General features: G+C 47.9%; 18 protein-coding genes. 17 read left to right on the top strand and 1 reads right to left on the bottom strand.

Going from position 1 to position 24045, the window contains the following annotated elements:
* The first annotated feature begins 137 nt into the window (after window positions 1-137).
* From hemW to V6668_RS21450, 14 genes are all read left to right on the top strand, one after another.
* Window positions 138-1322, top strand: a complete 1185-nt coding sequence (hemW, locus tag V6668_RS21515; RefSeq protein ID WP_036668565.1) for a radical SAM family heme chaperone HemW — start codon at window positions 138-140, stop codon at window positions 1320-1322.
* A gap of 118 nt (window positions 1323-1440) precedes the next feature.
* Complete coding sequence (locus tag V6668_RS21510) at window positions 1441-1911, top strand: N-acetyltransferase (protein ID WP_017687214.1); 471 nt, start codon at window positions 1441-1443, stop codon at window positions 1909-1911.
* Between the two features lie 254 nt (window positions 1912-2165).
* Entirely contained in the window at window positions 2166-3197 is a 1032-nt protein-coding gene (gene hrcA, locus V6668_RS21505) for a heat-inducible transcriptional repressor HrcA (RefSeq protein WP_036615092.1), read from the top strand.
* 44 nt (window positions 3198-3241) lie between these two features.
* Window positions 3242-3805 carry a nucleotide exchange factor GrpE gene (gene grpE, locus V6668_RS21500; protein ID WP_036668567.1) on the top strand — a complete coding sequence of 188 codons (564 nt, stop codon included), beginning with the start codon at window positions 3242-3244 and terminating at the stop codon, window positions 3803-3805.
* A 161-nt stretch (window positions 3806-3966) separates the two neighbouring features.
* A complete protein-coding gene (gene dnaK, locus V6668_RS21495; RefSeq protein WP_047843796.1) occupies window positions 3967-5811 on the top strand; it encodes a molecular chaperone DnaK in 1845 nt (614 codons plus the stop codon).
* A 129-nt stretch (window positions 5812-5940) separates the two neighbouring features.
* On the top strand, window positions 5941-7065 hold the full coding sequence (dnaJ, locus tag V6668_RS21490; protein WP_036615086.1) for a molecular chaperone DnaJ: 1125 nt from the start codon (window positions 5941-5943) through the stop codon (window positions 7063-7065).
* Between the two features lie 240 nt (window positions 7066-7305).
* Complete coding sequence (locus V6668_RS21485; RefSeq protein WP_017687219.1) at window positions 7306-7674, top strand: hypothetical protein; 369 nt, start codon at window positions 7306-7308, stop codon at window positions 7672-7674.
* Between the two features lie 221 nt (window positions 7675-7895).
* Window positions 7896-8075, top strand: a complete 180-nt coding sequence (locus tag V6668_RS21480; protein ID WP_017687220.1) for a YfhD family protein — start codon at window positions 7896-7898, stop codon at window positions 8073-8075.
* Entirely contained in the window at window positions 8068-8460 is a 393-nt protein-coding gene (locus V6668_RS21475) for a hypothetical protein (RefSeq protein WP_338706607.1), read from the top strand. The genes V6668_RS21480 and V6668_RS21475 overlap by 8 nt, the downstream gene beginning before the upstream one ends.
* A gap of 190 nt (window positions 8461-8650) precedes the next feature.
* A complete protein-coding gene (gene prmA / locus V6668_RS21470; RefSeq protein WP_338706606.1) occupies window positions 8651-9616 on the top strand; it encodes a 50S ribosomal protein L11 methyltransferase in 966 nt (321 codons plus the stop codon).
* Between the two features lie 3 nt (window positions 9617-9619).
* A complete protein-coding gene (locus V6668_RS21465; RefSeq protein WP_338706605.1) occupies window positions 9620-10300 on the top strand; it encodes a site-2 protease family protein in 681 nt (226 codons plus the stop codon).
* 137 nt (window positions 10301-10437) lie between these two features.
* On the top strand, window positions 10438-11202 hold the full coding sequence (locus V6668_RS21460; RefSeq protein WP_036615075.1) for an RsmE family RNA methyltransferase: 765 nt from the start codon (window positions 10438-10440) through the stop codon (window positions 11200-11202).
* 2 nt (window positions 11203-11204) lie between these two features.
* On the top strand, window positions 11205-12551 hold the full coding sequence (gene mtaB, locus V6668_RS21455; RefSeq protein WP_338706604.1) for a tRNA (N(6)-L-threonylcarbamoyladenosine(37)-C(2))-methylthiotransferase MtaB: 1347 nt from the start codon (window positions 11205-11207) through the stop codon (window positions 12549-12551).
* A gap of 113 nt (window positions 12552-12664) precedes the next feature.
* The gene (locus tag V6668_RS21450) at window positions 12665-13099 is read left to right on the top strand and encodes an NUDIX hydrolase (RefSeq protein WP_036668572.1); all 435 of its coding nucleotides are present in this window, start codon (window positions 12665-12667) and stop codon (window positions 13097-13099) included.
* Between the two features lie 57 nt (window positions 13100-13156).
* Here V6668_RS21450 and V6668_RS21445 read toward each other — a convergent pair whose 3' ends face one another.
* Entirely contained in the window at window positions 13157-14158 is a 1002-nt protein-coding gene (locus V6668_RS21445) for a Na/Pi cotransporter family protein (RefSeq protein ID WP_076250688.1), read from the bottom strand.
* A 335-nt stretch (window positions 14159-14493) separates the two neighbouring features.
* Here V6668_RS21445 and V6668_RS21440 point away from each other — a divergent pair, with 335 nt between their 5' ends.
* The 3 genes from V6668_RS21440 (at window position 14494) to addA (ending at window position 23997) form a co-directional block, all read left to right on the top strand.
* Complete coding sequence (locus V6668_RS21440) at window positions 14494-15870, top strand: class I SAM-dependent rRNA methyltransferase (protein ID WP_338706603.1); 1377 nt, start codon at window positions 14494-14496, stop codon at window positions 15868-15870.
* A gap of 199 nt (window positions 15871-16069) precedes the next feature.
* Window positions 16070-19573, top strand: a complete 3504-nt coding sequence (gene addB, locus V6668_RS21435; protein WP_338706602.1) for a helicase-exonuclease AddAB subunit AddB — start codon at window positions 16070-16072, stop codon at window positions 19571-19573.
* Window positions 19570-23997 (top strand): helicase-exonuclease AddAB subunit AddA, encoded by a 4428-nt coding sequence (gene addA / locus V6668_RS21430; RefSeq protein ID WP_036615061.1) that lies wholly within the window; start codon window positions 19570-19572, stop codon window positions 23995-23997. Before addB ends, addA begins: the two co-directional genes overlap by 4 nt.
* The last annotated feature ends 48 nt before the right edge of the window (window positions 23998-24045 follow it).

Genomic DNA, 24045 nt, shown 5'->3' with positions numbered 1-24045 from the left:
ACAACACAGAATGTGTGTATCGAAATTGAATTGTAGGACGTTTGCTTGCAAACATGGTTACAACACAGAATATTAAATAACTAAGCTGAAAGGGAAGCCGGATGGCTTTCCTTTTTTCAAATAGAGGGGGACTTGCCATGACATTGGCAGCACACAGCCGGAAGACAGGTGCGCCCCAAGCGGTGTATCTTCACATTCCCTTTTGCACGAATAAATGTTTTTATTGCGACTTTAACTCCTACGTTCTGAAAGATCAGCCCGTGATGCAATATCTCGAAGCGCTGGAACGTGAGATGGAACATACAGTTAAGGCCAATCCACCGGGTGAGATCAAGACCATATTTGTAGGTGGGGGTACGCCAACGGCTCTGAAACCGGATGAGATGGCCGTATTTCTTCGTTCCGTGAAGACGTATTTCCCAAATTGGGCAGACGATATTGAATTTTCGATGGAAGCCAACCCGGGAACAACGGATGCGGAGAAACTCGCTGCGATGAAAGAAGGCGGCGTCAACCGCGTCAGCTTTGGCGTGCAGGCTTTTCAGAATGATCTGCTGACAGGCATTGGCCGTATTCATAATACGGATGATGTATATCGCAGTTTGGAAAATGCTCGAAAAGCAGGCTTGAATAACCTGTCCATTGACCTGATGTTTGGTTTGCCAAACCAGACTGTTGAAATGTTGAATGAGAGTATCGACAAAGCGCTGGAACTGGATCTGCCGCATTACTCCATCTACAGCCTGAAAGTGGAAGAGAATACACTTTTCCATACCCTGTATCAGAAGAACCAGTTACCACTTCCTCATGAAGATGATGAGCTGGAGATGTATCTTCTATTAATGAGACGTATGAAAGAAGCGGGCTATGGACAATACGAGATTAGTAACTTTGCCAAGCCGGGCTTTGAGAGTCGTCACAATATTACCTACTGGCGTAATGAGGACTACTATGGTCTGGGTGCAGGTGCGCATGGATATGTGGGCCGCGAACGGCATATGAATATTAAAGGTATAAATCCTTATGTTGAAGCTTCACGAGCAGGGCTGCCTCGTCTGGATCATTTTGAGATTGCTCGCCCCGAAGCCATGGAAGATTATCTGATGGTTGGACTGAGAATGTTGGAGGGAGCTTCGGCCTCACGCTTTAGCGAACAGTTCGGAGAGTCCATGGAAGAAGTGTTTGCGAAGCCTTTGGGCAAAATGTTGAACGCAGGGTTGCTTGAGCGGACGGCAGACGGCTTCCGACTGAGCGAGCAGGGTATCCTGTTCGGAAATGACGTTTTTGCGGAGTTTATCGGGTCCATATCGCTGAATTCATAGCTTGAAATTCTATACGCTCTGTTGTATATTTATTCATATTGATTTTACAGAGCGTGTTAATTTAACAACTACGAAGTCAGCTTTCCTCTGGAAAGCTTGGTAATAGGAGGAGAGCAGGATGTCGGTAATATGCAGAAAAGCCGTGCCGGAAGATGTTGAACCACTGTATGAAATGATTAAGGGCTATGCAGAGCGTGGGATCATGCTTCCGCGATCACGGGAAATACTGCACCGACAGCTGGAGCACTTTGTTGTAGCCGAAGTTGATGGTGAAGTGGTGGGTTGCGGATCGCTTTGTCGTCTGGGGAATGATTTGGTGGAAGTCAGATCACTCGGTATCTCGGAAGGGCACAAAGGGCTCGGTATTGGCTCCCGATTGCTGGACCGACTTGTAGAAGAAGCGGAGAAACAACAGATTCCTAAGGTTATGGCGTTGACATATGAAGTATCCTTCTTCCTCAAAAACGGCTTTGCCGTAGTGGAAAAAGAGATTTTCCCTGAGAAAGTATGGACCGACTGTGTTCATTGCAGCAAGCAGGATTGTTGCGATGAGATCGCGGTATTAAAAGAGCTTAACGTTTCAGCATAACAACTGAATGGACTGCATGAATCGAGCCGAGTCAGCCTCTGCCCTACATGCAGTCCTTTTTTACTTCAAAGTATGTTCAATAAAGTTGTTAGGACTCGTCGACATTGGTCTATACTATAAATAGATGAGCCCACTCATCAAACTCACTTGACAATGTTCACGTCAGTTTGGTATTTTTGTATTACCGCTTAGCACTCATCTAACCGGAGTGCTAACGACATGGGACAGTACAGTCAGAAGGAGGGATACTCACCATGTTAACAGAGCGTCAACGAATGATTCTGAACGCTATAGTGGATGACTATATCCGTTCAGCTGAGCCCGTAGGGTCCCGGAGTATTTCCAAAAGGGGAGATGTTGGATACAGTCCGGCGACGATCCGTAATGAAATGGCGGACCTTGAAGATATGGGTTTCCTGGAACAGCCGCATACATCGGCAGGACGCATTCCTTCTCATAAAGGCTATCGATATTATGTCGATCATTTGGTCCCTTGGAATCAGGTGGAGCCTCAGGAGTTGGATGATCTGAAGTCGTTCTTTGCTGAAAAACTGAACGTCATGGAACAAGTTATTCAGCATGCATCCAATATTTTGTCACATATGACGAATTATACTTCGATCCTGCTGGGACCGGAAGTATTCCATACGTCCTTACGTCACTTTCAATTGCTTCCGCTGAACGAGAGTGAAGCTGTGGCAATCATCGTGACCAATACAGGTCAAGTGGAGAACAAGACGGTTCAGATTCCACCAGAAATCTCGGTAGCTGAGATGGAAAATGTGGTTCGCTTGTTAAATACCAAACTTGTGGGCGTACCAATCTACAAATTGAAATCCCGTCTTTATACCGAACTTGGGCAAGAGATGGAACGGCATATTACACGTTATGAGGAAGTTATGCAGGTGCTCAACAGTGCCTTTGACAATGAACATGATAATCGTCTGTTCCTCAGTGGTGCCACTAATATGTTGACTCAACCGGAGTTTAAAGATATCGAAAAGGTAAAAGATATTCTTGACCTGCTGGAAGAGACACCAACACTCATGAAATTGATGATGCCCGTGCCGGGTGGATCTGGTATTCAAGTGCGAATCGGCACTGAAAATGATCATGAAGCCTTTGCCAACTGCAGCCTTATTACAGCCTCCTATTCATTGGACGGTGAGGCTTTGGGTTCGATCGGTATTCTAGGACCCACGCGGATGGATTATGCACGTGTCATTCATATTCTAAATACACTATCCCGTGACTTGACGGCGATGCTAACACATCGTTTCAAATAAGATTCGGGAATGAACCATTTCATTCGTATAAGGAGGTGAACATCTTGAAAGAGGAGCAATCATTTACAGAAGAACAAGAGGTAACAGCAACTGAGCAGGAGCCTATTAATGAAGCTGGCGCTGCAGAAGCACAAGCTGAAGAGATGGCTGGTCAGGAGCAGGATGAGCTTGCACGTCTGAAGGCAGAAGCTGAGGAGCAACAACAGCGTTATGTCCGTGCACAGGCTGATTTTGATAACTTCCGTCGTCGTACGCAGAAGGAAAAAGAAGAATTGGCTAAATACGCTTCGATGAAGCTGGTCACCGAACTGGTACCGGTTATTGATAACTTCGAGCGCGCCATGGCTACTGTACCTGAAGGAGCAGAGGTCGAATCTTTCTCCAAGGGCATCCAAATGATTTTCCGTCAATTGGAAACCGTGATGAATAATGAAGGTCTGACGGCTATGGAATCGGTAGGACAACCGTTCAATCCTGAATTCCACCAAGCAATTATGCAAGTGGAGAGCGACGAGTACGAAGAAGGTATCGTTGTTGAGGAAGTCCAAAAAGGCTACATGCTGAAAGATAAAGTGCTTCGTCCAGCTATGGTTAAAGTCAGCTCATAAATTCCTTATAGGAAGGAATGAGTCGGCTCCATGGTTGAACAATGTGGGCGAAGTTTAATATAAAGGTTTGTACACATAGAGCACGATTAGCAACATGAACATCTAAATAAGGGTCAGATCAGACCCATTCATTTTAAATTGTTGAGGGAGGAAATTTTCGGATGAGCAAAGTAATTGGTATTGACTTAGGAACAACAAACTCATGCGTAGCAGTAATGGAAGGCGGCGAGGCTGTCGTAATTCCAAATCCGGAGGGCGCACGTACAACTCCATCCGTAGTTGGTTTCAAAAAGGATGGAGAGCGCGTTGTTGGTGAAACAGCAAAACGTCAAGCCATCACCAATCCGGATCGTACCATCATGTCGATCAAACGTCACATGGGTACTTCCCACAAGGAAACAATCGATAGCAAAGACTACTCCGCACAAGAGATCTCTGCAATCATTCTGCAAAAATTGAAATCCGATGCTGAAGCTTATCTGGGTCAAACGGTAACTCAAGCAGTTATCACTGTACCAGCTTACTTCAATGACAGTCAGCGCCAAGCGACTAAAGATGCGGGTAAGATTGCAGGTTTGGAAGTTCTGCGTATCGTCAACGAGCCAACAGCAGCAGCTTTGGCATACGGTATGGAGAAATCCGAAGACCAAACGATCCTCGTATATGACCTGGGTGGCGGTACGTTCGACGTATCCATTCTTGAACTGGGTGATGGCTTCTTCGAAGTTAAAGCAACTAGCGGGGACAACAAACTAGGCGGGGATGACTTTGACCAAGTGATCATTGATTACCTCGTAAGTGAATTCAAAAAAGATCAAGGCATTGACTTGAGTAAAGATAAAGCAGCGGTTCAACGTTTGAAAGATGCAGCGGAAAAAGCGAAAAAAGAACTTTCCGGCGTATTGACTACAACGATCTCCTTGCCGTTCATCACAGTTGCTGATGGCGTTCCTCAGCATTTGGAGTTGAACCTGAGCCGTGCGAAATTTGAAGAAATCTCTGAAGGTCTGGTTGAGCGTACGCTTGAACCAACTCGTCGTGCATTGAGTGATGCGGGTATGACGCCTAACGATATCGACAAGATCGTATTGGTTGGTGGTTCGACACGTATTCCAGCAGTACAAGAAGCAATCAAAAAACTGACGGGTAAAGAGCCTCACAAAGGCGTTAACCCGGATGAAGTTGTAGCTTTGGGTGCTGCTGTACAAGCGGGCGTACTGACAGGTGACGTGAAAGACGTTGTATTGCTCGACGTAACGCCATTGTCCCTGGGTATCGAAACAGCGGGTGGCGTATTCACTAAAATGATCGAGCGTAACACTACGATCCCTACAAGCAAATCTCAAGTGTTCTCCACGTATGCAGACAATCAACCAAGCGTTGAGATTCATGTTCTGCAAGGTGAGCGTGAGATGGCAGCGGGTAACAAATCGCTTGGACGTTTCATGTTGGGTGATATTCCACCAGCTCCACGTGGCGTTCCACAGATCGAAGTTAGCTTCGATATTGATGCCAACGGTATCGTTAACGTATCTGCAACAGATAAAGGTACGAACAAAACTCAAAAAATCACAATCACTTCTTCCAGCGGTTTGAGCGATGCTGAAGTTGAGCAAATGATGAAAGATGCTGAGTTGCACGCTGAAGAAGATAAAAAACGCAGAGAACTCGTTGAAGCGAAAAACAGTGCAGATCAATTGATCTACTCTGTTGACAAAACGATCAAAGATCTTGGCGAAAAAGCAGATGCTGGCGAAGTTGAAAAAGCGAATGCTGCCAAAGAAAAACTGCAAGGCGTTCTGGCTTCCGACAACCTGGAAGATATCAAAGCTGCTACAGAAGAACTGACAGAGATCGTTCAACAACTGTCCGTGAAACTATATGAGCAAGCTCAGGCGCAAGAGCAAGAAGCACAAGGTGCTGAAGAGCAACAAGGTTCTGCTAAACGTGACAACGTCGTAGACGCTGATTACGAAGTTGTGGATGAAGATAAAAAACAAAACTAATTCGTAGTTCTACGCGAATTAAACATCGGTGACGTTCGAATTAGAGGGAAAGTCATAGCCGGGGCTCCCGCGCTTTGGCTTTCCTTTTGTCACGATGTGCGATATGGTGAATGATATGGGGGTGGAAGAGTGGCTGAAAAGCGTGATTATTATGAGGTGCTTGGCGTTAGTAAAACGGCTAACGACGATGAGATTAAAAAGGCTTACCGTAAGCTTGCCCGTCAGTATCACCCTGACGTAAACAAGGCTGCTGATGCGGAAGCTAAATTTAAAGAAGTTAAAGAAGCTTACGACGTAGTGAGTGACGGTCAGAAGCGTGCACAATATGATCAATATGGTCATGTCGATCCGAATCAAGGTGGATTCGGTGGTGGCGGTGATTTTGGCGGCGGCGGATTTGGCGACATCTTCGACATGTTCTTTGGCGGCGGTGGCGGTGGACGACGTGATCCAAATGCTCCGCAACGGGGGAATGATCTGCAGTACACGATGACAATTGAGTTCAAGGAAGCTGTATTCGGTAAAGAAACCGATATTACGATTCCGCGTACCGAAGGCTGTGATACCTGTCATGGCTCAGGTGCCAAACCTGGAACGAAACCGGAAACCTGCTCGGTCTGCCAAGGTAGCGGTCAGCAGGAAGTCGTGCAAAATACACCGTTTGGTCGTATGGTTAATCGTCGTGCATGTTCGAACTGTAGCGGTTCGGGCCAAATTATCAAAGAAAAATGTACAACGTGCAGTGGTAGCGGTAAAGTCCGCAAGCAACGCAAAATCCATGTTCGCATTCCAGCGGGTGTAGATGATGGCGCGCAACTGCGTATGACAGGTGAGGGTGAAGGCGGCCTGCGTGGCGGACCAGCGGGAGATCTGTATATTGTCATTCGCGTGAAATCACATGATTTCTTCGAGCGTGAAGGCGACGATATTTATTGCGAAATCCCACTTACCTTTGCTCAGGCAGCTCTGGGAGATGAAGTTGAGATCCCAACGTTGACCGAGAAAGTGAAGTTGAAAGTACCAGCTGGTACACAAACGGGAACGTATTTCCGCCTCAAAGGCAAAGGTGTACCACGCCTGCGCGGTATGGGGCAGGGGGATCAGCATGTGAAAGTGGTTGTGGTTACACCTAGTAAGCTGAATGACGAGCAGAAGGATCTGCTTCGCCAAATTGCTTCGCTGGATGGAGAACAAACACATGAGCATGAACAATCTTTCTTTGATAGAGTGAAACGCGCCTTCCGCGGCGACTGAGAATAAAATAAAGTAAGTTCAAAAGGACACCACAGCGGTTTTTACCGCGGGGTGTCCTTTTTTGTACGCCTTTTTTAGTAGTTCAGTGGTTTTTGTGAAATCCATGGATTTATGCTACAAAGAACGACAGCAATTTGTGGGAGCATTTCGGTATATTCTGAGCGAACTTGCGGAAAGATAGCATGGCGAGAATGATATGCATAGCTGATATGCGAGAAATTAGGGAAGCAGGTGAAGCGGATGACCGAGAAAAATATTTTGGCGTACTTTCACAGCCCGGAGCAGGCTCAAGGGGCGGCCAAAAAACTGGAGGCATTGCGAGTGGAGGACCTGTCAATTAATCGATTCAGCCGATATGCGGGTGTAGGACCAAGCGGGGCTTCCTACAAGCCGGGCGTTTCCGGCAGTTTTTCATCATGGGTGCCCGATTCGATGCAAACAAATGCCAGTGCTGGAATTATGGCTGCGGCGGACCCTTCTGCAAGCGGCATGAGTGATGGTGGACAGGGTGGCCCTACAGGAAGAGATGTATTACTAACTGTCATCGTAGATGAATCGGTACATCACCGCGCTATGTCTATAATCGAACAAGCCGGTGGAATGATCTAGTTTCAGGAAATGTATATAAGATGGACAGATAATTACACTTTAACGGAGAGTGTAGAACCAATCTGAAGAAGCGAAGCGTGCGCCTTTATCCCCGGATTTCTCCCTTTAAGGAGGGAGTTGAAGGAATCTGGGGATAACAGCGATCGGAGGATGGGGCTACAATCGGAGTCTTACAGTGTAACAAATATTAGTTCATTTTAATTTGAAGGAGGAGCATTACAATGGCAGAACATGAACGTCCAGGCAAGATCTTAACAAAAACGGAAAAGATGAAACGTATGCAATCCGCGAAAAATGAGGACGTGGAATTCAGCGCTGAAGCTGCGGATCATGAAGATATAGAAGCACTACGCCGCAGTGAAGCGGCTGATCGACGTCAGGGACGGGAGCTTCATGACTGAAGATCGCTCGGCAGTGACTCTCGAAGCTGTTTTTACAAGCTGGACTGAGGCTGAGTCTGCACGCAGAGCCCTGGAATTGTTACACCCGAACCAATTAAGCATTGAGAGCCTTGGCAATGAAGCGTCTGCATTGGGCTCAAACGATGTTACGGGCTCCGATAATTCTCCTACGGCCGTCGTCGGAGGATTTAGTGGCGAACTGAATGTACTTGCTTTGATTAGTGATGAAACGGAAATGTTGTCCAATGGTCAGGTGTATGATACACCCAAAGAGGACTCGGCCAACAGGCTAAAACAAGAAATTTTGCTGACCGTGTCCGTATCCAACGATTCGCTCCCGCAAGCCGCAGAGATGATCACTCAGAATGGTGGGCGTTTTTGCTAACTGAGATTCAAATTATGCAAAATGCTTAAGTATATGAAAAAGATATGTATGAATAGATGACAGGATATTCGAGCAGTCAGGCTGCGGATATCCTGTTTTGTTTTTCTTTTACTGGTGCGGCTTTGTGCTCCGGCTAGCTTGTGTAGTACAATAGTTGGGATGTTTGAATAATGAGGAGGAAAAACCAAGTATGTTATGGCATGAACTAACAATACATACCACAGAAGAAGCTGTGGAGATGATTTCTAATTTTTTACATGAAGCGGGTGCTGGAGGGGTTTCGATTGAAGAGTCCGGTACTTTAAATAAAAAACGGGACACGACATATGGTGAGTTATACGACGTTCCTTTGAATGATATTCCGGAAGGCTTTGCAGTCATCAAAGGGTACTTCTCCGAAGGTACGGATATGGTTGCATTACAGTCAGAAGTTAATCCGAGAGTTGAGGAACTCTCCGAATTCGGAATTGATACAGGTGAGGTTCGTTATGAGACGCGTACAGTGGATGAAGATGACTGGGCAACAGCCTGGAAACAATATTTCAAGCCGGTACGTGTATCGGAACGTTTGACGATCAAGCCAACGTGGGAAGAGTATACGCCTGAAAGTCCAGATGAGAAAATTATTGAGCTTGATCCAGGCATGGCTTTTGGTACAGGAACCCACCCAACGACCTCCCTCTGCTTGCGCACACTGGAAACGGTTATTCAGGGCGGCGAGGAAGTTATTGACGTAGGTACAGGCTCTGGTATTTTGGCTATTGGAGCGATAAAACTTGGGGCAAAACATGTACTGGCGCTCGATCTTGATCCAGTTGCCGTAATTAGTGCCAGGGAGAATGTGGAACTGAATGGGCTGGAGCAACAAATTACGGTTAAAGAGAGTGATCTGTTGTCCGTCCTTGGGAGTCAGGACCCTGCACTTGGTGTACAACTGCCGGTTAAGGTTGTCGTGGCGAACATTCTGGCTGAGATCATTTTGTTGTTCGTAGACGATGTCTATAATGCGCTTGAGTCTGGTGGCACCTATATTGTATCCGGCATTTGGAAGAACAAAGAGCAGGTTGTGCATGATGCACTGGTAGCCTCCGGATTTGAAGTGAGTGCGATCCACCGTGATGAGGATTGGCTGGCATTTGTAGCCAGAAGGGGGTAACGTATGGACTTTTGGAATTCGTTCTTTCGTTATCCGATCGATCAGCTTCCGTTTTTCCTGCTGACCATTCTGATCGCATTTACGGTGCATGAATTCTCGCATGCGTATTTTGCTAACAAATTTGGTGATCCAACAGCGAAGCTGTTGGGTCGGGTCACGCTGAATCCGGTTGTACACTTTGACTTGTTAGGTGTGCTGCTGCTCATTATTGCCGGCTTTGGTTGGGCACGTCCAGTTCCCGTTAATCGGGCTAACTTCGACAAACCTAGATTGATGGGCATCATCGTATCTGCAGCAGGGCCTCTGAGCAATCTGTTGCTCGCGATCATCGGTACAATCATCTATGCTTCACTGGTTGGTTCGGGAGCACTCGGTGGGATTGATAATGAGCGTCTGCTCACAGCAATCACGACGTTTTTCGCTATCTTTAACTTAACCAACTTTTTCCTGTTCCTGTTTAACTTGATTCCGTTGCCACCACTGGATGGTTATCGGATTCTAGAGGATCTACTGCCACCTTCAATCAGCCTCAAGCTGCAAGGGGTGGAGCAATGGTCTATTTTTATCTTCCTATTAATTCTTGTTATACCTCCGTTGCAAAATGTGACGATTCAACCTTTGTATGAGTTTGCGCAAACGATGTATGTGGATCTGGCAAAGGTGATTATCGAATTATATCGCTAAAAGCGCATTGTTTATGAACCGGAATACTGGTCATAAACACGTAAAAGTTGTATGATCATCTGTGGCGATTGGATTCACGCCTGCCATCAGGCGGGGTGAATTCCAGTCATAACAGGACAGAATGGGTGGATTGACTAATGCAGCGATATTTTGTATCTGCAGAACAGTTTAATGAACACGCTGTGATTATCACAGGTGATGATGCACGCCATATTGGCAAGGTCATGCGTGGTAAACCTGGAGATAAACTGATTGTCAGTGACGGAAACTCCAGAGAAGCACTCGTGGAAATTGAGAGTATTGAAGTGGGCCAAGTGACAGCCAATATTGTGGAACCTCTCGAGATGGACCATGAAGCACGGATTCGTGTAACCGTGGCACAGAGTTTGCCCAAGGGCGACAAGATGGAAACAGTCATCCAGAGATGTACTGAGATTGGGGCGGTATCATTTGTACCCTTCCTATCAGAACGTACGATTGTGCAATATGATGCCAAGAAAGAAGGCAAACGGTTGGAGCGGTGGCGGAAAATTGCCAAGGAAGCTGCCGAACAGAGTCACCGGAATCGTATTCCATCCGTCGAGCAGCCGCTTTCCTGGAAAGGGCTGTTATCTTCTTTTGAGGGCTATAGCCTTGTATGTTATTGTTATGAGAAAGAAAATGGTAAACAGCTGAGAGATGCATTGAAGCCGTTTATAGAGCAGCTTGCACCTGATGCAAGTGCAGAAGTTTTGATCGTGGTTGGACCGGAAGGTGGATTTTCTGAGAAGGAGACGGCAGAGGCTGATCAGGCAGGTGCTGTATCTGTTGGACTGGGCAAACGCATTTTGCGTGCTGAGACAGCTGGAATGGCAGCACTAACTTGCGTGCTATATGAATCCGGAGAAATGGGAGGAATGTAATTATGCCATCCGTGGCGTTTTACACCTTAGGCTGCAAAGTTAATTTCTATGATACAGAGGCGATTTGGCAATTGTTCAAAAACGAAGGTTACGATCAAGTGGACTTTGATGAACAGACAGCGGATGTATACTTGATTAATACTTGTACAGTAACCAATACCGGCGACAAAAAGAGCCGTCAAATTATTCGTCGTGCCATTCGGCGCAACCCGGAGGCGATTGTGGCCGTTACAGGCTGCTACGCGCAGACTTCTCCGGCAGAGATTCTGGACATCCCAGGGGTGGATCTGGTTATCGGTACACAGGACCGTGACAAGATTCTGCCATATGTTAATGAAATTCAGGAGTCCCGTCAACCCGTTAATGCAGTGCGTAATATTATGAAAACCCGTGTATTTGAAGAAATGGATGTACCTGATTTTGCTGATCGTACCCGAGCTTTCCTGAAAATTCAGGATGGATGCAATAACTTTTGCACGTTCTGCATCATTCCGTGGTCGCGTGGTCTCTCACGCAGCCGTGAGGCGAACAGCATTATTCAACAGGCGCATCAACTCGTACACGCCGGATACAAGGAGATTGTTCTGACCGGTATTCATACAGGTGGGTATGGCGATGACATGGAGAACTATGATCTGACCGATCTGCTGTGGGATTTGGATAAGGTAGAGGGTTTGGAGCGTATTCGAATCAGCTCGATTGAAGCCAGTCAGATTGACGACCGTATGCTCGACGTGATCAAACGTTCCGATAAACTCGTTCGTCACTTTCATATTCCGCTGCAAGCGGGTGATGATACGGTGTTGAAACGCATGCGCCGCAAATATACGACAGAAGAGTTTTACAACAAGATGCTTCGCATTCGGGAAGCAATGCCGGATGTAGCGATTACAACAGACATCATTGTTGGATTTCCAGGTGAGACGGATGAGATGTACCGTAATGGCTATGAGTTGATGCGGAAGATCGGTTTTTCCGAAATGCACGTATTCCCTTATTCCAAGCGTACGGGTACACCAGCAGCACGAATGGAAGATCAGGTGGACGAAGAAGTCAAAAATGCACGTGTGCATGAACTGATTGACTTGTCTGAACAGATGCAGCTGGAGTACGCTGAGCCGTTTGTTGGACAGGTACTGGATGTTATTCCCGAAGGTGAAGCCAAAGGCCGCGAGGGAAGTGGCAAGCTGCACGGTTATAGCGACAACTACATTCAACTGGTCTTTGACGGAACGATGGATATGGTCGGTAAAGTGTGCCGAGTCAAAGTGGTTAAAGCCGGCGTCAACGAGAGTCAGGCTACGCTGGTACGTGTGCTGGAAGAGAATCTTAAGTCCGCCGCGATGTAATCGAGGCGTCAGAAACAAGGATTTCATTTCCTTGGGGAGCTTACCCGGGGAGATGAGGTCCTTCTTTTGCAAAAAATAAGATAAAGATATCGAAGTTGATGGGGGAGAGCACGATGAACAAAAAAGAAATTTCAGCAGGCGGAGTTGTTTATAGAACAGGGGAAGACGGACGTCTTCAAATTCAGCTTATCGTAGATCGTTATGGTAAAACAACTCTCGCCAAGGGCAAAATGGAAGATGGAGAAACAATCGAACAGACGGCACTGCGCGAGATTTTGGAAGAGACAGGTATGGTGGGCCGCATTGTAGAGCCGGTTGATATCATTGCTTACACGTACCAACATGCAGATTTTGGCCCGGTGGACAAAGAAGTTCATTATTATCTCGTTGAAGCCGAGAGTGGTGATCTACAGCCTCAGATTGAAGAAATCAAGGGTGTGGATTGGTATGCTCCGGAAGAAGCATGGTCCTTACAGCAGCAGAGCGGATATGATAATAACGATGATATCTTGCGTGTAGCCCTGAACAAGTTAGGCGTTAACGTATAACGCACTATTGTTCGAGTCAGTTAGCCGCGCGCTCTGTGGGTCTGGATAGGCAGATCATCAAGCCACGGGTGACTTCGCCGCGGGGGCGTGGACCGGTGGTTTTTTGTGCCAGATTGGCAAGTAACAGAACGGTAAAGCAAGCAGTGAACTGGTGATGTTAAAAAGGGTCTGGGCATGCGCAATCTGTGCCCCGTTGTCCGCTGACAGCCAAGCCGAAGCTGCATGCAGCTGGCCGATCAGCGGCATAAACAGCAGCGCTCCCGCAATGTTTAATACAACATGGGAGGCTGCGACAAATTTGCCTGCGGATGCTCCACCCGCGGCAGCGATTACAGCGGTGATACAGGTCCCTACGTTGGATCCGATCACAATGGCGATACCGATCTCCACAGGTAATACCCCTGTGGCTGCGAGCGTAATCGCCATGCTAATGACAGCAGCGCTACTGTGAATGAGCGCTGTCAGACAGGCACCTGCCAGGAAGCCCCACCACAAGCTGTCGGCCGAGCGGTCAAGAAACCATTGAAATACGCCCATGCTCCGCAAGGGTAAGGCAATGGATTGCATCACCTGAATACCTGTCATAACAAGTGCAAATCCCGCAGCTGCGAGGAAGCTGTACTGGATGTTAAACAGAGTCTGACGCGTGCGTTCAGGAGCGGCCAGATTGCGTTCACCAAGAACAACAAACATGGCCCAGCCCGTCAGCGACAGGACGAGTAGCGGCAGGGAAGCACGTCCGATCTGCAGTCCGACCAGCTCCGTTGTCAGGCATGTCCCGATGTTGGTGCCAAGGATGATGCCGAGCGTGCGTCCATAGGTAATTAATCTGGCATTAGCCAGTCCAATGGTGAGTACGGTGACCGCAGTACTGCTCTGTAACAGGGCTGTTGCGCCTGCACTGAAGGCCATGCCTTTCCATGGAGCAGAGGTGGCACGATTGAGCCAATCTGCCAACATGGGCCCTGCCATGCGTTGCAAGGCCGTTTCCATCAGCTTCATGCCACCAAAAAAGATAATAAGCCCATAGAGTAAGGGCAATATAACATCTCTAAACATAGAAATATCATTCCTTCCGTCCGGTTCCTTAACTCATCCTATGAGTAAGAAAAGACAACCATGACAAGCCTAAAGGAATTCAGAGGGAAGCGACCTAAATTACCCCACCCCAATTCGAAAGATACGGTGATTCGTGCAAACGTAGTGGAGGGGACGAAATCGAATCTGAAGAAGCGAAGCGTGCGCCTTTGTCTCCGGATTTTCCCTTTAAAAAAGGGAATCAAAAAAATCTGGAGACAACAGCGATCGGAAGATCGATTCGAACCCGGAACGCCACCTGCGCGCCGCACCAAACCTATCTTTTGAACTATTAAATTAAAGGAAGTGGATCTACCTTGCCATCAGTTACACTCGAACGCAGTCGCAAAAAGCGGCTTGAACATGCACATCCATGGATATTTAACAATGAAATTGCCTCTGTTGACGGAAACCCGGAACCGGGAGATCTGGTCAATGTATTGAATCATCAAGGTCGCTATCTGGCGACAGGTTATTACAATCCTGCATCTCAGATCACTGTAAGGGTTGTAGCGTATCAACCTCTGGAGTCCGAACAGATGGACACCGCGTTTTTTGCAGCGCGTTTCCGCGATTGCTTGCGTCACCGGGAACGTTTTATCCAGGATGGAGAGGCATACCGTCTCGTTTACGGCGAAGCTGATTTTCTGCCAGGCTTAATCGTTGACCGATTCGGCAGCATTCTCGTTGTACAGTTGCTTACACTTGGCATGGATCGTTGCCGTGAAGCCATCGTACAGGCACTCATTGAAGTAATGCAGCCGGAAGGTATATACGAGCGCAGTGATGTCTCGATTCGTGAACTGGAAGGTTTGGAGCAGACCAAAGGTCCACTGTACGGAGATTGCCCAAGACATGTCACGGTTACAGAGAATGGACTACTAATTAAAGTGGATATCGTGGAAGGGCAGAAGACAGGTTACTTCTTCGACCAACGCGAGAATCGTGCAGCCATCGAACCGCTTATGAAGGGTTGGGGCTACAAGAGTGGAATCACACTACAAACGACCGAGCAGGATGGCACAGAGCAGCTCTTGCCTGTGAATAAAAGTGGTAAAGTAGTTACATTCCCATATTGGGATGGTGCCACTGTACTGGAGTGTTTCTCACACACGGGTAGCTTTACGTTGAATGCTTGCAAGTATGGAGCCAAAAAAGTGACTTGTCTTGATATTTCGGAGCATGCCATTGAGAGTGCACGAACAAATGTGGAGCTGAACGGTTTCACTGACCGGGTCGAGTTCGTAGTTGCTGATGCATTCCAGTACTTGCGTGAACAAGTGAAAGGGCTGGATGAACGTACCTCACGTGCACGTGCAGGCGAACAGAAAGTGGATACATCCAAAGCGCTTGCAGCTGGCGGTAAAACATTTGATGTGGTCATCCTTGATCCTCCTGCATTTGCCAAAACGAAATCAGCAGTTAAAGGTGCATGTCGCGGTTATAAAGATATCAATCTGCAAGGAATGAAACTGGTCAATGAGGGTGGATATTTGGTAACAGCCAGCTGTTCGTATCACATGCGTCCTGATCTTTTCTTGGACACGATTGCTGATGCAGCGGAAGATGCAGGCAAAGTGCTTCGTTTGATCGACTGGAAAGCAGCCGGTAAGGATCACCCACAAATTTTGGGCGTGGATGAAGGACATTACCTGAAATTTGCTATTTTCGAAGTGCGCAGTAAAAAGAATTAATCGTATGATTTTCGTTCCAATCAAGTATAGATCAAGTCAAAAGTCCACAGTGTGATAGCTGCGGGCTTTTTGCTGTTTTGCTGTGTTAACGGAGATGATCTCCGGTTTTACCGGATAGTGGCAAACGTATGTTCCGAACCAAGTCAGATATGTTATACTGGGAATTAAAATCTTGTACGTGTGGTTTGGAGGATTAGACATGTCCGTTCGTTTTGTTATTGGCCGGGCAGGCAGCGGCAAAAGCTCGCTGATTACCCGGGAAATTACATCCCTGCTTCAACAAGAACCGCAAGGCACACCTTTGATTTTGCTCGTTCCCGAACAGAGTTCTTTTCGAACAGAGCAGGCATTGGTGTCTTCTGGAGCAATTAAAGGTACGATGCGTGCAGAAGTGCTTGGCTTTCGCCGTTTAGCCTATCGTGTAATGCAAGAAGCAGGTGGTTCTGCTCGTATTCCGATTGGAGCCGAGGGCAAAAAGATGCTGCTCTATAAAGTAATCCAGCGTCGTAAGGAAGAATTAAAGCTGTTTGGTGCATCCGGCAGCCAGCTGGGTTTTATAGGCGAATTAAATGACTTATATAGTGAATTTAAACGTTATGAAGTTGATCCATCATTGCTGGAAGAAGGGATGTCTGGAGGGAATACCTCATCCACTTCGCCGATTCTGGAGGACAAGTTGCATGACTTGAATCTGATATATCGTGACTATGAACAGGAACTGACCAATTTATATATTGATGATGAAGACACGTTGACCGAGCTGACAGATCGTTTGTCGGAAAGTGCATTGCTGCAGGATGCCCAGATCTGGATTGATGGTTTTCAGGGATTCACACCACAGGAGATGAGTGTGATTGGTCGGCTGATGTTGCAATCCTCATCCGTGACGATTGCCCTGACATTGGATCGCCCTTATGATCATGGTGCGCTGCCTGGAGAACTGGAACTGTTCTATCCTACGGCGAGTGCCTATGCGCGCCTGAAAGGGATGGCTGACGAACTGGGTGTACCGAGCGATATAACCGTGCTAGATTCGGAGATTCCACCGAGATACAAGGATCGTCCGGGACTTGCTCATCTGGAGGCTGGTTTCGACCGCCGAATTCGTTGGAAAAGTGATGGCCTTGATTCCGGAATCCGACTGGTTGCAGCGGAGAACCGACGAGCTGAGATGGAGGGAGCACTGCGTGAGATGCGGCGTCTGGCGCAAAACGAAGGTGCGCGTTATCGGGACATGGCGGTACTTGTTCGTCAGTTGGATACCTACGCTGATATAGCTGAACCTCTATTCAGGGATTATGGCGTACCCGTCTTTCTGGACCGCAGAAGAAATGAACTTCATCATCCATTATCCGAGTTTATCCGTTCCGCACTGGATATTGTTCGGCGCCACTGGCGTTACGAGGATGTATTTCGTTGTGTCAAAACGGATCTGCTGCTTCCGCGTGATGGTTCCATCACTCGTGAAGATATGGACCAGCTTGAGAATTATGTACTGGCTTGTGGTATTCACGGGTATCGCTGGACTGACGGCAAACCGTGGAAGTATGTACCAAGCCTGTCGCTGGAAGACAACGGTCAGGATGGCCGTAGTCGAGGACGGGACCAGATGCTTTCTTTAATGGAGAGCTGCCGAACGGTCATTACAGATTCTTTGGGTGTTTTTGAGAAACGAATGAAAAAGGCAAAGACAGCCAAAGCCCAGTGCGAGGCACTATACAGATTGCTGGAAGATGCTGAAATCCCATGGAAGCTGGATAACATGTCTGCTGAAGCTAAGGCACAAGGTGACCCCGAACGGTCGAGAGAACATCGGCAGATGTGGGGAGCTGTGCTGGATTTATTGGATCAGATGGTCGATATGATGGGGAATGAACGGCTGGATATCACGCTGTTTGCCGGGATGATTGAGACCGGATTGACGGAACTGAAGCTGGGTCTGGTACCACCAGCACTTGATCAGGTATTGGTTGGTTCTATGGACCGTACACGACTTCAGGACATCAAATACGTATTTATCCTTGGCGCGGTTGATGGTGAATTACCTGCCGTACCTCAGGATGATGGCGTATTAACGGAACTGGAGAGATCGTTACTGACGGAAAGAGGCGTGGCGCTTGGACCAGGTGCAACAAGGCAGATGCTGGATGAACGTTTCCTGATCTATACGGCACTTACAGCGGCAAGCAGCCAGTTGTGGCTGAGTTACCCGGTTGCTGATGATGAGGGGAAAGCACTGCTTCCTTCCGAGATTGTCCGTCATGTACGGAAGATGTTTGGTTTACAAGAACAGCCATTGCTCGCTCAACCGCCGGTTGCGAACTCGGAAGAAGCGCATTGGTCCTATGTCACCCATCCGGGTCAGAGTCTGTCAACGCTCATTGGACAATTGCGCAAATGGCGCCGCGGAGAAGAAATCCCTGAAATGTGGTGGGCGGTCTACAATTGGCATGTATCTCGAGAGACAAGCAGACCTCAGCTGGAACGGTTGATGGGATCAATCTTTTATCGTAATCGGGCATTACCACTACGTACAGCTACCAGTCGCAGACTGTATGGTACAGAGGTGAGGACGAGTGTCTCGCGAATGGAGCGGTTCGTCGCTTGTCCGTTCTCCCATTTTGCTTCGCATGGGCTGCGTCTCAAAGAACGGCAATTGTACCGCCTTCAGGCTCCTGATATCGGACAGCTGTTTCATGCTGCACTAAGCCAGTTGGCTATGCGATTGCGCGAAGAAAATCGTAGTTGGGGTAGTTTGACTCCAGACCAGTGTCGTCAGGAAGCCGAGCAAACTGTGGAGCAGATTGCACCACAGCTGCAAGGGGAGATTTTGCTAAGCACCAAGCGATACGGTTATATTTTCCGCAAATTGAAGGACATTGTTAGCCGGGCATCGGTTATTCTTGGTGAACAGTCCAGACGTGGAAGTTTTGAACCGATTGGATTGGAGCTTGATTTTGGACCCGATAAAACACTGCCGCCACTACGTTTTGAACTGGAGAACGGCTGTGTGATGGAGATCGTGGGTCGAATTGACCGTGTAGATGTCGCAGAAGGAGAGAATGGTCTGCTCCTGCGTGTCATTGACTATAAATCAAGCCAGACGGACCTCAAGTTACATGAAGTGTACTATGGTCTGTCATTGCAAATGCTCACCTATCTGGAGGTGCTGCTTAGTGCTGCCGAAGAATGGCTTGGGGAAACGGCGATGCCGGGAGGAACGTTGTATTTCCATGTGCATAACCCGCTGTTGCAATCCGCAAACGGCATGACATCAGAGCAGGCAGGACAAGAACTACTGAAACGGTTCAAAATGAAAGGTTTGCTGCTGGCGGATCGGGACGCAATCGCTCAAATGGACAACACCCTGGATAAGGGGTATTCAGCAATTATTCCAGTTGCCCTTAAGGCGGACGGAAGCTTTTATAGCAGCGCCGCTGTAGCTACGCCAGAGCAATGGGATACGTTGCTTGCTTCGGTTCGCAGTAATATCCGTGAGATTGGTACCCGAATTACGGATGGGGATGTGGCCATTGAGCCTTATCGTATTCAGCAGGAAGTGGCGTGCACGTTCTGTCCGTATAAGCCTGTTTGTCAGTTTGATGAGAATATAGAAGGAAATGAGTATAACCTGTTGTCCAAACCGGGCAAACAGCAAATCTGGGATATGTTATCTCACACCAAGGGAGGGGAAACATCATGACGAATATGCCAAAACCGGAGGGTAGCTTCTGGAGTGATGACCAGTGGAGTGCCATCTCGGAAAGCGGAGAAGACATACTGGTTGCCGCAGCGGCGGGATCAGGCAAGACAGCCGTGCTGGTTGAACGAATTATTCGCAAGATCGCAGATCCCTCCCGAGGATACAGTGTGGATCGTTTACTTGTAGCTACGTTTACCAAAGCGGCCGCCGCCGAGATGAAACAACGGATTCGGGAAGCGTTGGAACGTGCGCTGGAAGAACAGCCTGGAGAAGAGCATCTGCGTAAGCAGCTATCGCTGCTTGGACGAGCATCTATTACAACGCTGCATTCATTCTGTATGGAAGTCATTCGCCGTTATTATCAGCAAATTCCGTTGAACCCGGCTTTCCGTATCCTGAATGAAAATGAAGCGGAAATCATGCGGCAGGAACTGCTTGAAGAACTATTTGAGGAAAAGTATGGCGAAGAAGATGAAGGGAGTACATTCCGCGAATTAGTAGACTGGTTCAGTGGAGAACGAAACGATGATGCGATGCATCGACTGGTGCAACGTTTGTATGATTTCTCCCGCAGTCATTCCTGGCCGGATCATTGGCTCTCGGAGATGGCATCTGCTTTTCAGGTGGAAAGTGTAGAGGCACTTGGACATTCAGCATGGGTTCAGAGTATTTTGCGTGATGCGGCTCTTGCTTTAAGTGGTGCAGCAGGATTGCTCCGTCAAGGCATTCATATTTCCATGCAGCCTGAAGGTCCGGCACCTTATGCAGATACGTTAAAAGAAGACCTGGTGATGGTAGAAGAACTGTTGTCTGCGGCCCAGGTTATGCCATGGGAAAGGTTGCCTGAAGTGTTTCAACCCGCTACATTTGGCAAATTGAAACCTTGCAAGAAAGATCAGACGGACCCTGCTTTACAAGATCAGGTGAAGGAACTCCGTGAGGCTGCGAAAAAGGCAGTTACCGACCTGAAAGGTTCATTGTTCGGGAGAAGTGCGTTTGCGTTCTGGCAGGAGTTGGAGCAAGCGGCACCACTCATGCAGGAGTTGTCGAGGTTGGTTAGTACATTTGGAGAACGTTATCGACAGGCCAAACAGGAACGTGGGCAAGTTGACTTCAGTGATCTGGAGCATTACTGTCTTCACATTTTGCGACATGAGGATTCAACGCCTGAACTGTCGATGCCTTCCGATGCGGCTATGGAGTACCGTTCGCGATTCGATGAAGTGTTGCTTGATGAATATCAGGATACCAATACGGTTCAGGAAGATATCGTGAAACTGATCTCCAGAGAAAACCCGGGTAACCGATTCATGGTCGGTGATGTCAAACAGAGTATCTACCGTTTCCGGTTGGCTGAGCCAGGTCTGTTTATGAACAAGTATCGCCAATATGGAGCGAGCACAAATGAGGACGGAATGGTGGAAGAACGTCTGCATCGTACAGGTCAACGTATTGATCTTGCGCGGAATTTTCGTAGTCGAGCAGAAGTCGTGCATTCGGTCAATATGATATTCCGGCAACTCATGAACGAAGGTGTGGCAGAGATTGCTTACGATGAACGAGCTCAACTGGCATATGGGGCTACCTTCCCGTCAGAAACACTTGGTGATGAGGCGTATACACCTGAACTCATGCTGATCGATCGTCAGGGTGGTGGTCCTGATCTGACAGAGAGTACGGATGAGAATGGGGATGCATCGGTCTCCGCAGAACTGGAGAGTGCCGAACTTGAAACAGCCCAGTTGGAAGCGAGGGCAATCGCAAGGCGTATTCGGGAGATGGTTGGAGACACGGACAAACCTGCCCTTCATGTATATGACAAAGCTCTGCAAACGATGCGCCCGGCACGTTACGGTGACATGGTCATCTTGTTGCGTTCAACATTGATGTGGGCTCCGCTCATGATTGAGGAGTTCAGACAGCAGGGAATTCCTGCTGGAGGAGAACAGAGCAAGGGTTATTTTCAGGCTACAGAAGTGGAAATCATGATGTCTCTGCTTCAGCTTGTTGATAATCCAAGGCAGGATATTCCGCTTGCTTCCGTGCTTCGTTCCCCGATTGTTGGACTGGATGAAGAGGAACTGGCACAGATTCGGCTTGGTGACAAAAGACAGTCATTCTATGATGCGGTTATATCGGCTGCGGGAGATTGGAGCGATTCCTCCACTAATGCTGTACAACAATCCCGGCAGGATAATCATCCTGATTCCAATATGGTCCAGTTGCAGTGGCCGGAAGCCTGGGCAGAGATGGAACAGGGACAGCGGGAGACAGCAGCTTCAGTCGAGGCAGAGATCCTGGATGATGTCTATGAATCCGATGTGCATACATTGCATACAGATGGAATGCAAGATGCTGGTGTTGCGGGACATGCAAGTGAGGATTTGGGCATAACGGAGATCTCAGGCTCGGAATTACAGCAAAAGTTAATTCGTTTTATGCGTCAATTGGAGCAGTGGAGACTTGAGGCAAGGCAAGGCAGTCTAAGTGAACTGATCTGGCGTATGTATCGGGAAACCGGTTATTTGGACTGGGTTGGTGGTCTTCCAGGAGGGCTGCAACGTCAAAGTAATCTTAAGGCATTGTACGACCGCGCACGACAATATGAGGAATCAACTGCGAATCGCGGCTTGTTCCGTTTCCTGACCTATGTTTCCAGACTGCGGGAAAACGGGGGAGACCTCGGAACTGTAGCAAGTAGCTCTGGTGAGCAGGACAACGCCGTACGTATCATGACGATTCACCGGAGTAAGGGTTTGGAGTTTCCAATTGTCTTTGTCGGTGGCATATCCAAGATGTTTAATCAGCAGGACTTGAACGCACCGTTTCTAATGCATAAGGAACTGGGATTTGGTCCGAGGTTTGTGGATCGTGAGAATCGGGTTGCCTATCCTACATTAGCCAATCTGGCGATTCGTCGTCGTGCGCAATTTGAACTGCTTGCTGAAGAGATGCGTGTGTTGTATGTTGCGTTGACCCGTTCCAAAGAGAAAATGATTTTGCTGGGTACTGTAAAAGATGCCGCGAAAAAAGCGCTCGCGTGGTCTCAGGTCAAGGATAGCCCTGAATTGGCATTGCCAGACTATCTGCTTGCTGCTGGACGGAGTTACCTGGACTGGATTGGACCATCCCTGATGAGACATCCAGATGCGGCTGTGCTGCGTGAACTTGCTGGAAGCAATGATTCGTTCTCAGCTTGTCTTGCAGATGATCAATCACGATGGGCGATCTCTATTATTTCCGCCGATCAGGTATCCCGTGACCATGTGGTAGATCTGACACTCGGAGAAGAAGACGGGATAAATGAGGTACGGAAAGAACGAATTGCTGCACTAAAAGCCGTCCAACCCGTGAAGTTGGTTACATCTTCAACTGTAGAAGAGCTGACGAAGAGTGCACAAGATACGGCTAACCAAAACATTGGAGATGAAGGTGCAGACATAGTAGCTCTTCAACAAGAGGAGACACGGCTGATCAACGAGGTTGATCAACGACTTTCATGGACGTACCCCTATGAAGCAGCAACTCAAGTAGCAGCCAGTACATCTGTCACGGAGTTGAAAACGTTACTTGCGATGCAGGATATCCAGTCCGTAGAGGTGATGGAGGAACTGGGAGAACAGTCCGAGAAATTATTGGCTCACAACAACCCAGAAATCAATTACACCAAAGATGAAGCAGGCCATGTACTACGTGGCGTATCCGATGAATCTAACGAGCGTGAGACTGGATCATGGACAGATTCAAACGGTACGGTGAACCTTCAGGATGCGGGATCTGCAGGTACGTCTTTCAAACTGCACCTGCGTCGTCCCAAATTCATGGAGGCAACGCAGTTGACAGGGGCAGAACGGGGGAACGTGTATCATACGTTGATGCAGCATCTTCCTATAGATGGATCATCTGTTGATTCACAACTTATTGAACAGACAATTGAGCGATTGATTAAGCTTCAGATTTTGCTGCCCCATCATGCTGCGGCTATCGAACCTGAAGAACTGGCCGGATTTTTCAATACAGAACCAGGGAAAGAATTATTGCGTGCAGCGTGGGTGAAACGGGAGATTCCGTTTGTGTATGGACTTCCGGCACATCAGTCTCCTGTGGAATGGCTACATGAACGGGCGGCGAACTCAGATATGCAGATAATAAATGAAGATAGCAAAATGCAGGCAACGATTGAAAATGAAACCGTGCTTGTACAGGGGATTATCGATTGTCTGTATGAGGTGGACGGCGAGCTTGTCTTGCTTGATTACAAGACGGATCGGGTATTGGAGCATCGTGGTGGTTTGGATGAACTCACCAAAAATTATCGCTTCCAGCTAGATCTGTATGGACGGGCCATTGAAGATATATTGGGTCGGAAAGTTGACCGGAAATGGCTGTACTTTTTTGATGGTGGACATGCAGTGAAATTGTAAAAGATCGGAATTTAAAACCATGGATTTCATATGGGAGAGGGGTGGAAC

The organism is Paenibacillus amylolyticus, from assembly GCF_036894225.1.
GTDB classification, from domain to species: Bacteria; Bacillota; Bacilli; order Paenibacillales; family Paenibacillaceae; genus Paenibacillus; species Paenibacillus amylolyticus.
This window is presented reverse-complemented; position numbering and strand designations above follow the sequence as displayed.

What these genes read in the sequence shown, in the direction of transcription:
- hemW (WP_036668565.1), top strand. Translation starts at nt 138, where the DNA reads ATGACATTGGCAGCACACAGCCGGAAGACAGGTGCGCCCCAAGCGGTG.
- V6668_RS21510 (WP_017687214.1), top strand. Translation starts at nt 1,441, where the DNA reads ATGTCGGTAATATGCAGAAAAGCCGTGCCGGAAGATGTTGAACCACTG.
- hrcA (WP_036615092.1), top strand. Translation starts at nt 2,166, where the DNA reads ATGTTAACAGAGCGTCAACGAATGATTCTGAACGCTATAGTGGATGAC.
- dnaK (WP_047843796.1), top strand. Translation starts at nt 3,967, where the DNA reads ATGAGCAAAGTAATTGGTATTGACTTAGGAACAACAAACTCATGCGTA.
- V6668_RS21485 (WP_017687219.1), top strand. Translation starts at nt 7,306, where the DNA reads ATGACCGAGAAAAATATTTTGGCGTACTTTCACAGCCCGGAGCAGGCT.
- V6668_RS21480 (WP_017687220.1), top strand. Translation starts at nt 7,896, where the DNA reads ATGGCAGAACATGAACGTCCAGGCAAGATCTTAACAAAAACGGAAAAG.
- V6668_RS21475 (WP_338706607.1), top strand. Translation starts at nt 8,068, where the DNA reads ATGACTGAAGATCGCTCGGCAGTGACTCTCGAAGCTGTTTTTACAAGC.
- prmA (WP_338706606.1), top strand. Translation starts at nt 8,651, where the DNA reads ATGTTATGGCATGAACTAACAATACATACCACAGAAGAAGCTGTGGAG.
- V6668_RS21465 (WP_338706605.1), top strand. Translation starts at nt 9,620, where the DNA reads ATGGACTTTTGGAATTCGTTCTTTCGTTATCCGATCGATCAGCTTCCG.
- V6668_RS21460 (WP_036615075.1), top strand. Translation starts at nt 10,438, where the DNA reads ATGCAGCGATATTTTGTATCTGCAGAACAGTTTAATGAACACGCTGTG.
- mtaB (WP_338706604.1), top strand. Translation starts at nt 11,205, where the DNA reads ATGCCATCCGTGGCGTTTTACACCTTAGGCTGCAAAGTTAATTTCTAT.
- V6668_RS21450 (WP_036668572.1), top strand. Translation starts at nt 12,665, where the DNA reads ATGAACAAAAAAGAAATTTCAGCAGGCGGAGTTGTTTATAGAACAGGG.
- V6668_RS21445 (WP_076250688.1), bottom strand. Translation starts at nt 14,158, where the DNA reads ATGTTTAGAGATGTTATATTGCCCTTACTCTATGGGCTTATTATCTTT.
- addB (WP_338706602.1), top strand. Translation starts at nt 16,070, where the DNA reads ATGTCCGTTCGTTTTGTTATTGGCCGGGCAGGCAGCGGCAAAAGCTCG.
- addA (WP_036615061.1), top strand. Translation starts at nt 19,570, where the DNA reads ATGACGAATATGCCAAAACCGGAGGGTAGCTTCTGGAGTGATGACCAG.